General features: G+C 64.7%; 9 protein-coding genes and 1 tRNA gene. 6 read left to right on the top strand and 4 right to left on the bottom strand.

The genetic code is table 11. The features are described 5' to 3' along the window. Positions 1-78: 78 nt before the first annotated feature. From WHZ77_RS09070 to WHZ77_RS09085, 4 genes are all read left to right on the top strand, one after another. Positions 79-3,678 (top strand): beta strand repeat-containing protein, encoded by a 3,600-nt coding sequence (locus tag WHZ77_RS09070; protein WP_375313361.1) that lies wholly within the window; start codon positions 79-81, stop codon positions 3,676-3,678. Between the two features lie 214 nt (positions 3,679-3,892). Then, positions 3,893-4,894: a TRAP transporter substrate-binding protein gene (locus tag WHZ77_RS09075; protein WP_375313362.1), complete on the top strand. Its 1,002-nt coding sequence runs from the start codon at positions 3,893-3,895 to the stop codon at positions 4,892-4,894. A 226-nt stretch (positions 4,895-5,120) separates the two neighbouring features. Continuing rightward, positions 5,121-5,720 carry a Spy/CpxP family protein refolding chaperone gene (locus tag WHZ77_RS09080; protein WP_375313363.1) on the top strand — a complete coding sequence of 200 codons (600 nt, stop codon included), beginning with the start codon at positions 5,121-5,123 and terminating at the stop codon, positions 5,718-5,720. A 170-nt stretch (positions 5,721-5,890) separates the two neighbouring features. Next, a tRNA-Lys gene (locus tag WHZ77_RS09085) sits at positions 5,891-5,966 on the top strand. Between the two features lie 287 nt (positions 5,967-6,253). Here WHZ77_RS09085 and WHZ77_RS09090 read toward each other — a convergent pair. Beyond that, positions 6,254-7,240: a Bug family tripartite tricarboxylate transporter substrate binding protein gene (locus WHZ77_RS09090; RefSeq protein ID WP_375313364.1), complete on the bottom strand. Its 987-nt coding sequence runs from the start codon at positions 7,238-7,240 to the stop codon at positions 6,254-6,256. A gap of 271 nt (positions 7,241-7,511) precedes the next feature. Here WHZ77_RS09090 and WHZ77_RS09095 point away from each other — a divergent pair, with 271 nt between their 5' ends. Both WHZ77_RS09095 and WHZ77_RS09100 read left to right on the top strand, forming a co-directional pair. Then, positions 7,512-8,636: a metallophosphoesterase gene (locus tag WHZ77_RS09095; RefSeq protein WP_375314685.1), complete on the top strand. Its 1,125-nt coding sequence runs from the start codon at positions 7,512-7,514 to the stop codon at positions 8,634-8,636. A gap of 32 nt (positions 8,637-8,668) precedes the next feature. Further along, complete coding sequence (locus tag WHZ77_RS09100) at positions 8,669-10,237, top strand: GMC family oxidoreductase (RefSeq protein WP_375313365.1); 1,569 nt, start codon at positions 8,669-8,671, stop codon at positions 10,235-10,237. Positions 10,238-10,258: 21 nt separating this feature from the next. Here WHZ77_RS09100 and WHZ77_RS09105 read toward each other — a convergent pair whose 3' ends face one another. The 3 genes from WHZ77_RS09105 to WHZ77_RS09115 form a co-directional block, all read right to left on the bottom strand. Then, positions 10,259-11,419: an acyl-CoA dehydrogenase family protein gene (locus WHZ77_RS09105; RefSeq protein ID WP_375313366.1), complete on the bottom strand. Its 1,161-nt coding sequence runs from the start codon at positions 11,417-11,419 to the stop codon at positions 10,259-10,261. Between the two features lie 178 nt (positions 11,420-11,597). Continuing rightward, positions 11,598-12,572, bottom strand: a complete 975-nt coding sequence (locus tag WHZ77_RS09110) for a tripartite tricarboxylate transporter substrate-binding protein (RefSeq protein WP_375313367.1) — start codon at positions 12,570-12,572, stop codon at positions 11,598-11,600. Between the two features lie 26 nt (positions 12,573-12,598). Next, complete coding sequence (locus WHZ77_RS09115) at positions 12,599-13,315, bottom strand: GntR family transcriptional regulator (protein ID WP_375313368.1); 717 nt, start codon at positions 13,313-13,315, stop codon at positions 12,599-12,601. Positions 13,316-13,332 lie beyond the last annotated feature (17 nt).

A 13,332-nucleotide genomic window follows, 5' to 3' on the forward strand; every position in this document is an offset into this window, starting at 1 on the left:
TACGTTATTGCCCTGTCATGTTAGCATTTCATTAACCGGCAGCGTCGCGCGCAATGTCACGCTGCTGGAGAATTTGAAATGCCCCTTTCCGCTGGTTCGATCGCCTTCACCGGATTCAACGGCGACGGCAACGACAATTTGTCCTTTGTCGCCCTGACCGACATCCCGCAGGGCACGGTGATCAACTTCACCGACAGCAACTGGAACGGCTCCGCCTTCGCGACCGGCAGCAATGCCGAAAGCACGATCGCCTGGACCGCAACCAGCGCGATCGCCGCCGGCACCGTTATCGACATCAACAACATCGGCAAGGGCACGTTCGGCACCAGCGCCGGCTCGGCGACCTTCACCAACGCCAACAACACCGGCCTGTCCAACGACAGCGAGGTCGTCTACGCCTATGTCGGCTCCTCGACCGCGCCGACCTTCCTGGCCGCGATCTCCAACGTGGGCTATGCGACCGGCGACGGCACGCTGACCGGCACCGGCCTCACCGCCGGCCAGACCGCCGTGAGCTTCACCGGCGGCCTCGACGTCGTCGGCTATAACGGCCCGCGTTCCGGCTTTGCCAGCTTCGCCGACTACCTCGCCGCGATCGGCAATACCGCCAATTGGGCCACCCAGAACGGCAGCGGCGACCAGAGCACCGACGGCACCACGCCCGACGCGCCGTTCCCGACCACCGCCTTCACCGTAGCGGCTGCCGCCACGCAGACGATCTCGTTCTCACCGGTGAGCGTGCTGGTCACCGAGGGGGACAGCGGCACCAAGACCATGACGTTCACGGTCGTGCGCACCGGCGGCACCACCGGCGTGCTCAGCTTCTCCGGCAGCTTCGCCGCCGGCTCCGCCGACGCCGCCGATTTCGGCGGCACGCTGCCGGGCTCGAGCTTCAGCGGCAGCTTCGCCGACGGCGCGTCCTCGGCGACCGTCACCATCACGATCTCCGGTGACGCCACCGCGGAGCCCGACGAGAGCTTCACGCTGACGCTGACCGGCGCCAGCAATCCCGGCGCCACCGTCACGATCGGCACCGCGACGGCGACCGGCACCATCGCCAATGACGACGGCACTCTTGTCTCCGGCAATTCGTCGAACCCGATCACGCTCGCCAACAACGATCATCTGACCGTCCTTGCGGGCGGGGCGCTATCGGGCTCGACCCCGGTCACCTGGATCGGCGGCAGCACTTTGCCCGGTTCCCTGATCGACAATTCCGGCACCATCACCGGCACCAGCCGCGCGATCGCCACAAGCGGCTCGAGCAGCGGCAGCTTCACCATCAACAACAAGACCGGCGCGACCATCACCGCGACCAAGGACGCGGTGAAGATCTCGAACCTCGTCCCGGGCACCAGCGGCGCTTTCACCGTCAACAACGAGGGCACGATCTCCTCGACCGGAACCGGCAGCAGTGCCGGCCAGGCGCTCGATCTGGACGACGTCAATTCGAGCGGCGTGCACACCATCATCAACAACGCGGCCACCGGCGTGATCTCTGCGGCCGATGCCGACGCGATCCGGCCCGGCGCCAATGCCACCGTCAACAATTACGGCGAGATCGTCAGCCACAATGCCTCGGCGGCTTCGAGCGGCAACGACGCGATCGACTTCCAGTCGGTCAACACCGGCGGCGTGGTCAACAACTTCGCCGGCGGCGTCATCGAAGGCGCGCGCCACGGCATCACGGGCGACCAGCCGATCATCGTCAACAATGGCGGCACGATCATCGGTAAATCCGGCTCCGGCATCAACATGGACAGCGCCGCCGACACGACGACGACCGTCACCAACCGCGGCACCATCACCGGCACTTCGGTCGGCGGCGCCGATGCCGACGGCGTCGATGTCGACGGCCTGGTCTCGATCGACAATTTCGGCACGATCAAGGCTGTCGGCCTCACCAGCGCTGCCAACGGCCTCAACGAGGCGCTCGCGATCGGCGGCGGCTTCGTCCATAACGAACTGGGCGGCCTGATCATCAGCGATCAGCGCGCCGTCACGGTCGACGACAGCAACGACGGCAGTGCCTTCGCCGCCATGATCATCGTCAATGACGGCACGATCCGCGGCAATAATGGCGAGGCGATCTCGATCGTCGGCACGTTTGGCGACACCATGACCAACACAGGCGGGATTTTCGGCAGCGTCGCCACGGACGGCGGCAACGATACGCTCGCCAACAGCGGCTCCATCACCGGCGACGTGCTTTTGGGCGCCGGCGAGGACGCTATCACTCTCGTCACCGGCTCGATCGTCACCGGCACCATCGATGGCGGTGACGGCGTGGACGCTCTCGTGCTGTCGGGCAATGGCACCGGCACGCTGCTCGGCACGGTCGTCCATGTCGAGAAGCTCGACGTCCAGAGCGGCATCTGGCGGATCGAGGATGCCGCTGGCTATTCCGAGATCAAGGTCGAGAGCGGCGCGGGTGTCGTTCTCGAAGGCTCGGCCGACGGAATGGTCGTGGCGGCGGGCGCGGCGCAATCGGTCTATGGCTCGGCCTCGAACTCAGTGATATCGGGCACGCAATACATCCAGACCGGCGGCTCAGCCGACGGCACGACGATCAAGACCGGTGGTGAGCAGGACATCTATGGCGGCGGTATCGCCTCCAATACCGCCGTGGACGGCGGCACCCAGGCGGTGTTCGGTGTGGCGATCGGGACCACGATCGCGAATGGCGGACTCCAGCACATCCACAACAACGCCTTCTCGACCACGGTCAATGCCGGTGGCGAGCAGAACGTCTATGTCGACGGCAGCGCGACCGGAACCAGCATCAACGCCGGCGGCCTCCAGATCGATTGGGGTTTCACGATCACCACGACGATCGACGGCGGCAATCAGCACGTGTTCGGCTCGGCGAGCCTGACGACGATCAATTCGGGCGTGCAAACCGTCGAAGCCGGCGGCACGGCCAGCGACACGACGATCCATGGCGGCGGGCAGGACGTCTATTCGGGCGCGACCGCGATCAACACCACCATGGATGGCGGCAGCCAGAATGTCTACGGCACCGTGGTACAGACCACGATCGCCAACGGCGCCGTCCAGTACCTGCACGGCAGCGCCTCGGTGACGACGGTCAACGCCGGCAGCCAGCAGAACGTCTACGCCGACGGCTTTGCCACCGGCACCACGATCAATGCCGGCGGCTTCCAGCTCGACTGGGGTTCGGCCAGCGCCACCATCGTCAACGGCGGCGCGCAATATGTGTACGGCAGCGCCGCCGGCACGACGGTCCTGGCCGGCGCGCAGCACGTGCAGTCCGGCGGCAGCGCGGACGACACCACCATCGGTGCGGGCGCGCTCGCCTATGTCCACGGCGGCGGCACGATCGACGATGTGATCTTCGCCGGAGCCAACGCCGCCCTGGTGCTCGACCAGGCTTCAAGCTTCACCGGAACGATCTCCGGCTGGCAGGACCATGACAGCATCGATCTCGGCGACATCCTGTTCAGCGACGGCGTGACCTCGCTCGCCTATGCCCAGAACGGCGACAACAGCGGCGGCACGCTGACCGTGTCGGACGGCACCCACACCGCGTCGCTGAGCCTGCTCGGCCAGTACAGCGCCGCCGATTTCGCGCTGTCCTCGGACGGCCATGGCGGCACGCTGATCACCGATCCGGCGGTCGCGCAGCAGGCCCAGCTCGCCCCGGCGCTGCACGGCTGAGGTTGCGAACGACGACAATGCGATGGCGGGTGTCCACCTGCCGTCGCCCCTGCTGGCGTTCGCGGGAATTTCCCCTCCTGATACCGCATTTTTGCAACGAGACCCCTGCTAAGGGGCAATGGCACCTGTGCCTCCTTCCCGATAAAGCTGCCTGCCAAGAATTTAAGGCTTGGGGCCGGCGGTCCGCGCCCCACAAAAACGTACTGGAGGAAGCATGCGGAAACTCATTTTGGCTGCGGCATCGGTTGCGGCTCTGGCATTGACCGGGCCGGCATCGGCCCAGGCGCCGATCATCATCAAGTTCAGCCATGTGGTGGCCACCGACACGCCGAAGGGCAAGGCGTCGGAAAAATTCAAGGAACTCGCCGAGAAGTACACCGGCGGCAAGGTCAAGATCGAGGTCTATCCGAACTCGTCGCTCTACAAGGACAAGGAAGAGCTCGAGGCGCTTCAGCTCGGCAGCGTGCAGATGCTGGCGCCGTCCAACTCCAAGTTTGGCCCGCTCGGCATCCGCGAATTCGAGGTGTTCGATCTGCCTTATATCCTTCCCGACCTGAAGACGCTGCGGAAGGTGACGGAAGGCCCGCTCGGCCTCCGGCTGCTCAAGCTGCTGGACTCCAAGGGCATCACCGGCCTTGCCTATTGGGACAACGGCTTCAAGCAGATGAGCGCCAACAAGAAGCTGGTCGCGCCCGCCGACTACCAGGGAGTCAAGTTCCGCATCCAGTCCTCGCGCGTGCTCCAGGCCCAGTTCAAGGCGCTCGGCTCGCTGCCGCAGGTGATGGCGTTCGGCGAAGTCTACCAAGCGCTGCAGACCGGCGTCGTCGACGGCCAGGAGAACACCTGGTCGAACATCTACACCCAGAAGATGCACGAGGTGCAGAAGTACATCTCCGAGACCAACCACGGCTACATCGGCTACGTCGTGATCGTGAACAAGAAGTTCTGGGACGATCTGCCGGCCGACATCCGCGACCAGCTGTCGAAGGCGATGAAGGAAGCGACCGACTTCAACAACACGCAGTCGCAGAAGGAAAACGACGACGCGCTCGCCGAGATCAGGAAGAGCGGCAAGAGCGAGATCATCAAGCTCACGCCGGAGCAGGACCAGGCGATGCGCAAGGCGATGGAGCCGGTCTACAAGGACGCCGCAGGACGCGTCGGCCAGCCGCTGATCGACGAGTTCCAGAAGGAAGCCAAGAGCACGACCAACTGAGAGCACGACGAGCTGAGCGCGCGACCGGCTGATCTCAACGAACGCTGAATGAAGGGCTTCCGTGCCGGGCGCGGAAGCCCTTTTTGTCGCGAGTGATTTCCGATTGCGACTGGAGGTAAAATCAGGGGTTACATCTTGGTAAGGATGCCCTCTCTGTCCAAGTTGTAAGTTGCGCGTCAGCCGTGCGGCGCCCATCTTCGGCGCATCCTTCCAGAGGAGAGCTCGCATGAGGAAGTTCACCATCGCCGCCATCGCCGTGCTCAGCATCGCCGGCTCGGGCGCGGTCTATGCTCAGTACCATCGCCCGTGGATGCACGAGCACATGCGCCACATGCGCATGAACCCGGAAGATCGCGCCGCCTTCGTCGACGCGCGGATCGCCGCCGTCCACGCCGGCCTCAAGCTCAATGCCGACCAGGAGAAGCTGTGGCCGCCGGTCGAGGCTGCCGTGCGCGACTTCGCCAAGCTGCGCATCGACCGCGCCAACGCACGGATGAATGCCGGCACCGGTGATGCCGGCAAGGATGCCGACAAGCCGGAGGATCCGGTCGCCCGCCTGCGCCAGCGCGCCGAGGACATGGGCGCCACCTCCACGGCCCTGAAGAAGATCGCCGATGCCGCCGATCCCCTCTACAAGACGCTGGATGACGGCCAGAAGCGGCGCCTCGCCGCGCTGACCCGCCACCGCGGCCCGTTCGGCGGCGGTGAGGACGGCCCGCCTCGCCACTTCATGGAACGGGGCATGGATCGCATGATGGACCGCTTCCATGGCGATCGCTTCGACCGGGACGCCGGTCCGGACCGGGACCGTGAGGGCCGGCTCTGAGCCCTCGGGGATTTTGCGGGGGATCAACCGTTGAATTAACCTTGGCGAAGCCGCTGGAATCCAGCGGCTTTTCGCTTTCTGGGGACTTTGGAAAAACCTTTACCGCATCGCTTGCCATCCCCGGATCGCTTTGCTAAACGACCGACCTCGCAAGGCTTTGACCGCCTTTCGGGCGCATAGCTCAGTTGGTAGAGCAGCTGACTCTTAATCAGCGGGTCCCAGGTTCGAGCCCTGGTGCGCCCACCATACAAATCAGGCCCCCAACGGTCCTGGCGAACGGCGAAATCCAGGCCGTTTGCAGCATTGCTCCTGTCTCGCGCGTTAGCACGGCCGCTTCGGCAAGCTGAATGTTACAGCCGAGACAGTGCGCATCGAGGATAGCCTCGACGTCCTTCAACGAGTGATCTGACTGCTATCCGCGGGATGCTGGTGCCGGCATTGGCTATTCCGTCATGATAGACGGCAGCCCTGACGTTCGACGCACCGATGCGTGCGTCTTTGCCAGGGTTCGCACTATGACGCCGCAACGGACTTCAAAAGACTTCGACGCCCGAATCTCTGATGACCTTGCCCCAGCGACCGTAGTCGGCCTTGATGGTGTCGGTGAAGCCCTCGGGCGTTGAGGTGGTCACAAGCAGCCCCTGAGCCTCCAAGCGAGCACGAACATCGGGCTCGGCTCCGATGCGGACGATCTCGGCATTCAAGCGCTGGATGATGTCAGCAGGCGTGCCTGCGGGCGCGACTAGGCCGAACCAGGAATCGACGACGAAGTCCGACACGCCGGCTTCGGCAGCGGTGGGGATGTCGGGAAGCTGCGGCGACCGCTCGCGGCTGGTGACGAGGAGGCCTTTCACCTTGCCGTCGCGGATCTGCGGCGCGAGCACGGTGAGGGTGTCGAACGACAGATTGACGACGTTGCCCAACAGGGCATTCACCGCCGGGGCGCTGCCCTTGAATGGCACGTGCAGCAGCTTCGCTCCGGTTTGGTTTTGGAAGAGTTCGCCGCTCAGATGGCACAGCGTCCCGGGACCGCAGGACGAATAGGTCAGCTTGCCGGGATCCTTGTTCGCCGCGGCGACGAGTTCCTTGGCGGTCGAGACCGGCGTGTCCGGGCTGGCTGCCAGCACGTAGGGGACCGTCGCCAGGTTCGATACCGGCGCGAAGCTCTTGAATGGATCGTACCTGATCTCCTTATTGATGTGCGGCAGGATGGTGAGCTGGCCGGCGGGAGCCAGCGACAACGTATAGCCATCGGGATCCGCGCCGGCGACGGCTTCGGCGGCAATTGCGGTGCCTGCGCCGGCTTTGTTCTCGATCACGACGGCCTGCTTGAGCGCTTCGCTCAGCTTGTCGGCGTAAACGCGAGCAACGGTGTCCGCGGCGCCGCCAGGAGGAAACGGCACGACCAGCTTGATCGTCCGGCTTGGCCAGGCACCGGCACTCGCGCCGCTCGCGCTCATCAGCAGCGATACGGTCAAAACGGACGCGGCGAAGAAACGAAGAGATCGGACGAAGCGCACGGCAGGAATCCTCAAGTGATGTTCGGCAAGTCGGCCGCACGTTCCCCTTTGCCGGAACGTCGCTGGCAAAACCTCGCCACGGAGAGCACTCCATAAATGCTATTCGGCCGAACTCGCGGCAATGGAACCGCGTTGCAAATGCGCGCGGGTCGATAGATGATTGCTTCTGTCCGATCCCCGGTCGCGAGAAGAAACCTCCAAGGGCCGAGCGAACTCCCGGAGTCCCGGGCTTCGTGTCAGCAAGCGCACCGATCTCTTACGGAGAGAACCGATTCCCCAACTCATATTCGGCCTGATCTATCTGCTGATCGTGACCCGCTTCCTATGGCCGATGGATTTGCCGCTCTGGGCCAAGATCGTGGCGGCCGCGCTCGCACTGGTCGCATTGCAGTTTCACCGGTGGAGCAAGCTCTCGTCGGGTTCGGTGTTTTCCCCCGAGTTTCCACGACCGGTGGTTGCCCTCTTCAATTGGGCGTTCGGCGCAATCGTTCTGCTGGTGTTGCTGCAACTGGCGCTCGATGTGGGACTTCTGCTCGGAATCCCCTTCAATGGGGGCGTCGTGAGCGCGCCCGACGACGTCCGCTACGGACTGGCTGGGCTAGCCGCCGTCGCGGCCGCGATCGGCGTTCATCAGGCCATGCGGATTCCGCCGCTGAAAGACATCGAAATCGGGATCGCCGGACTTCCGCGACAATTCGACGGTTACACCATTTTGCAACTGACCGATCTTCACATCAGCCGGTTGTTTCCCGCTTCGTGGGCACGCACCGTCGTCGAGCGATCGAACAAGCTCGGCGTTGACCTGATCGCGATCACGGGAGATCTGATCGACGGCACGCCCGATGCGCGACGCACCGACATCGAGCCGTTGCGGGATTTGCAGGCGACCGATGGCGTGTACGTGATTTCGGGAAATCACGAATACATCTTTGGCTACGACGGGTGGATGGCGCACTTCGCCGCGTTGGGTCTGCTATCGCTCGAAAACAGGCATATTGTCATCGAGCGGAACGGTGGCAAGCTGGTCATCGCGGGCATCACCGACCGGGCGTCGCGCCGCGGGGGGCATCCCGTGCGCGACCTTGACGCGGTCCTGCAAGGCATCCCCAAGGACGGCCCTGTCATCCTGCTTGACCACCAGCCGAGCGACGCGCGGCATGCCGCCGAACTCGGCGTAGCTCTGCAACTGTCGGGACATACGCACGGAGGGCTGATCTGGGGGATCGATCGATTGGCCGCACGCGCAAACGCCGGCTTCGTCTCGGGTCGTTACGATGTCGGCGGGATGACGCTCTACGTGAACAATGGCACCGCGCTGTGGCCAGGCTTCGCGATGCGGCTCGGGCGTCCATCCGAGTTGACGCGGATCACGTTGCGCCACATAGCTGGCAGCTGACCGTCGAGAGCGATCAGGGGATGTGACCAGACGTGATTGAACAGGAATACGACACGATCATCATCGGCGGAGGTTCCGCCGGAGCGACGCTGGCCGCGCGCCTCAGCGAAGACCCCGCTCACCGTGTGCTGCTGCTGGAGGCGGGGCAGGATCTGCGAACCGCGACCACGCCGGAGCACATTCGGATTCCGAACCCGATGCGCGCCATCGGCGATGACGACTTCCGCTGGCCGAAGCTGTTGGCGCGACGCACCGAGCGGCAGCAGCCGCTGCTGCTCTGGCGTGGCCGCGCCATGGGCGGCAGTTCGACGATCAATGGCCAGATCGCGATCCGCGCCGTTCCCGACGACATCGACCGCTGGGCGGCCGCGGGCTGCACCGGCTGGGCATGGGACGAGATGCTGCCCTATTTCTGCAAGCTCGAAACCGACAAGAATTTCCCGGACGCACCCTATCACGGCGATCGCGGTCCGATCCCGGTGTATCGGGCTCCGATTCCGGATTGGGGCAATGTCGACCGGGCGTTGCGCGCGTCGGCACTCAGCCTCGGTTATGGCTGGTGCGAAGATCACAACGCGCCAGATGGCACCGGCGTCTCGCCTTACGCCATCAACAGCGAGGGCGGGCTGCGGATCTCCACCAATGACGGCTACCTGGAGCCGGCGCGCGGTCGGGCCAACCTCGACATCGTCGGTCATGCCCTGGTCGACACCATCACCTTCGAAGGCAACCGGCTGCACGCCAGTGGCGTCCTGGTCCGCGTGAACGGCCAATCCTATACGCCCCGCGCGACGCGTGAGGTTATCCTCTGCGCCGGCGCCATCCATTCGCCGGCCATCCTGCAACGCTCCGGCATCGGGCCCGTCGCCCTGCTGGGGATGCTCGGCATCCCGATCCGCGCGGATTTGCCGGTGGGCGAGAACCTGCTCGACCACCCCATCGTCAACGCATTGCTGCATTTGCGCGACGGCAGCCAGGTCAATACGCTGATGCACCGGCACACCAATTGCTGCCTGCGCTACTCGTCCGGCCTCGCAGGCACCGGCGAAAACGACATGATCATGATCGCCGGAAATCTTGCCCGCTCGCAGCAATCGATGGCGGAGGTAACGCTCGGGCGCATCGCCGTCTCTGTCTATCAGGCCTTCAGCCAGGGCCACGTCCGCATCGTGACGACCGACCCCACAATCGATCCGATCGTCGAAGAGCGCATGCTGTCCGACTCTCGCGATCTGGTGCGCCTGCGCGACGGCGTTCGCCGCCTGCGTGATATCTGCCTGCAGCCTGCGGTGACCGATATCGCTCACCGCGTCGACTATGGCGCCAGTGGGCGCTCCACGGACGAGGCGGTTGGCGACGCAGAGCTGGACGACTGGCTGTTCGCCGAGTGTAGTGACGCCCAACACGCGAGCGGCACCTGCCGCATGGGTGCGCCGGACGATGCGCGTTCGGTCGTCGATCACGAGTGCCGGGTGATCGGATGCACGGGATTACGCGTGATCGATGCTTCGATCATGCCGGAGGTCCCGCGCGCCAACACTCATTTGACGACGGTCGCCATCGCCGAGCGCATGGCGGGTCGGCTGAAGAGCACGAGGTGAGGGCGCCGCAACGCCAGCCGCTCAATGCTGGTCGGCTTTCCAGTCGCGCTTGATCTTCTTGGCCAGCGACCATTTGTGGACTTCCGTTGGACCATCGTAGATGCGGAAGGCGCGGATCTCGCGGAAAGCCTGCTCGACGATGGTTTCGGTCGAAACGCCGGTCCCTCCCATCACCTGGACGCAACGATCGGCGACGCGCATCAACGCTTCCGACACGGCGACCTTGGCCATGGAGCTCTCGGTCGTCCCGAGCGAGCCGGTGTCGAGCACGCCGGCGCACCAGTCGATCATCAGCTCCGACTGCTTGAGATCGATCAGGTTCTCCGCCAGCATGAAGCCGACGCCTTCGTGGTCGACCAGCGGTTTTCCGAACGCGTGACGGCGGCAGGCGTAGTCGGTGGCGATCTCGTTGGCGCGGATTGCCAGGCCCAGCCAGCGCATGCAATGCGACAAACGCGCAGGACTGAGGCGGATCTGCGCATATTTGAAACCTTCGCCGGATGCGCCGAGCATCTGGTCGGCGGATACGCGAAGATTCTCTATTTCGATCTCGGCATGCCCGCCGGGCATCGAGCTATCGATCGTATCCAGCACGCGCAGCGTGCGGATCGCGGCATCAGGCAGATCGACCAGGAACATGCAGGCGCCATCGGCCGACTTCGCCATGACGATGCCGACCCGGGCGCCTTCGGCTCCGGTGATGAACTTCTTCCGCCCGTTGATGACCCAGTGATTGCCGTCGAGCCTGCACGTGGTCTGCATCATCGACGGGTCAGATCCCGCGCCGCCCTCATCCGCCGGCTCGGTCATGAAGAACGCCGAACGCGCCTTGCCCGACACCAGGGGCTCCAGGAATCGCGCCTTCTGCTCGGCGCTTCCGACCTTGCCGAGCAGGTACATGTTGCCCTCGTCGGGCGCCATGGTGTTGCACGCCAGCGGTCCGAGCGGCGACAGGCCGGATTTGATCAAGGCCGTCGCCGTCTCGCGTTGCGTCAGATGAGATCCATCCGGCCGAATGTGCGGCGTCAGAACACCGGCCTTGCGCGCCTTGGCGCGCAATTCCTGCACGAGTTCGTCGCTCGGACCGTGCGGACCCGTCCGCGGATCCTTCTCGTAGGGGATCACCTCGGCGCGGATGAAGGCCTCGATCTTCGCGGCAATGGTCTCGGCTCGGTCAGTCATCGATGCAGATACTCCGGTCGGCCTCCGCCTGGGCGGAATGTGGGTGGCGGGCCTCCAGTCATCCGCGTTCGATCACAGCGCGCCATGGAGACTGCCGCTTTCGAAGACGGTGACGGAATTCGACCATATAGACGGGAGGACGAGATCTGAGCAACAGCCGCCGTCCGGTCGTCCTCGCTCACTGCGGTTCGATTCCGGCGGCCTTGATGATCCGTCCCCATTTGCCGATCTCGGTCTTGAGGAAGGCTTCGAGGGCTTGCGGGGTTGCGCGGTCGGGCTCGACCGGCGCCATGCTGAGCTCGGCAAAGCGGCTGATCAGGGCGGGATCCTTCAACGCCGTCTGGAGCGCGCCCACGAGATGGTCGATCACGGGCTTCGGCGTGCCGCGCGGTGCGTAGAGACCATACCAGGTCGTCACGTCGAATTCGGGAACGCCGGCCTCCGCCGAGGTCGGCACGTCTGGCAGCGTCGCGACACGCGCCTTGCTGGTGATCGCATAGCCCTTGATGGTGCCCGACTGGATATAGGGCGTCGGTCCCGTTGCGGGATCGCAATAGACGTCGATATGACCAGCGATGACGTCGTTCAGCGCCGGCCCGCCGCCCTTGTAGTAGATCGGCGTGAGTTTCATATCGGTGGTGCTCATCAACATCAGGCCGCAGAGCTGCGAGGCCGAGCCGAGACCGACATTGCCGAAGGTGGTCTTGTCGCCGTTGTTGCGGATATGCGCGACCAGTTCGCTGAGATTTTTGGCCGGAAAATTCGGCCGCGTCACGAGAAGCATCGGGACATCCGTGACCAGCCCGATCGGGGCAAAGTCGCCGACGGGGTCGAACGGCAGCTTGGCGTAGAGTGCAGGTGCGGTGGCCTGGCCGACATGCATCAGCAGCAGCGTGTAGCCGTCGGGTGCGGCCTTGGCGACGCGGTTGGTGCCGAGCGTGCCGCCGGCGCCGACGACATTCTCGATGACCATGGACTGCTTCAGCGTCGCGCTCATGGCGTTGCCGAGAATGCGCGCAATGACGTCGCCGGGGCCGCCGGCGGAGAAGGGTACGATCATCGTGACCGGGCGGGAGGGGTAGTCGTCCGCGATTGCGGTGCCGCAGGGATAGAGCAGGAAAAACAGGATCAGCGATCGTACAACAAACCTCATCGAACACTCCCTGGCGGCAGTTTTTGTTAGTCGTCGGTAGGCGCCGCCTCCTTGGCCGCCGACGATTTTTCGATCATGTCGAGCGCAGCCACTGCGGCCGCGTTGATGTGATCGACACAGCAACGTTCGGCGAGGTCTGCATCGCCGCTCTGGATCGCGCGCCAGATCGCGGTGACCTCGCGCAGGCTCTTGTTGATCCGCTTCGGTTGCGACATCGACGTGATCCGCAACAGCTGAATCCGGTCGTGCAAGGGCCTCAGCATCCGCTCGATGAAGGCATTGCGGCAGCCGCCGATCAGCGCGCCGTAGAAATCGGTCTTGGCCTCGAGGCACCCGACCAGGTCCTGCCTGGCGGCGGCAGCTTTCAGCCGGGTCAGGGCTTCGCCGATCCGGCGCGCCACCTCGGGGTCGTGAAGCCTGGCGCATTCGCGGCCGGCGAATCCTTCGAGGACCGCGCGCGCCGCGTAAAGCTGGCGAGCCTCCTCGAGGCTGATCGTGGAGACCACGGGGCCGCGATGCGGCACCGTGTTGACCAGCCCGTCTGCCTCGAGGGCACGGAGCGCTTCGCGGATCGAGGGGCGGCTGACGCCCATCATCTCGCAAAGCTCGCGCTCGACCAGGCGCTGGCCCGGTTTCAGCGTTCCGGACATGATCGCCTCGCGCAGTTTTTGCGCGACCATCGCCCGGACGGTCGGGACGTCCTCGATGCGGAGCGTCGACTGCAATTCGCTACGTCTTTCCATGTCCGGATCCTGGTTGG

It is taken from the genome of Bradyrhizobium sp. A5, assembly GCF_042076515.1.
GTDB classification, from domain to species: domain Bacteria; phylum Pseudomonadota; class Alphaproteobacteria; order Rhizobiales; family Xanthobacteraceae; genus Bradyrhizobium; species Bradyrhizobium cosmicum.

Excerpts from the sequence above, each read along its gene's own strand:
- WHZ77_RS09070 (WP_375313361.1), top strand. The coding sequence starts at position 79 with ATGCCCCTTTCCGCTGGTTCGATCGCCTTCACCGGATTCAACGGCGAC.
- WHZ77_RS09075 (WP_375313362.1), top strand. The coding sequence starts at position 3,893 with ATGCGGAAACTCATTTTGGCTGCGGCATCGGTTGCGGCTCTGGCATTG.
- WHZ77_RS09080 (WP_375313363.1), top strand. The coding sequence starts at position 5,121 with ATGAGGAAGTTCACCATCGCCGCCATCGCCGTGCTCAGCATCGCCGGC.
- WHZ77_RS09105 (WP_375313366.1), bottom strand. The coding sequence starts at position 11,419 with ATGACTGACCGAGCCGAGACCATTGCCGCGAAGATCGAGGCCTTCATC.
- WHZ77_RS09110 (WP_375313367.1), bottom strand. The coding sequence starts at position 12,572 with ATGAGGTTTGTTGTACGATCGCTGATCCTGTTTTTCCTGCTCTATCCC.
- WHZ77_RS09115 (WP_375313368.1), bottom strand. The coding sequence starts at position 13,315 with ATGGAAAGACGTAGCGAATTGCAGTCGACGCTCCGCATCGAGGACGTC.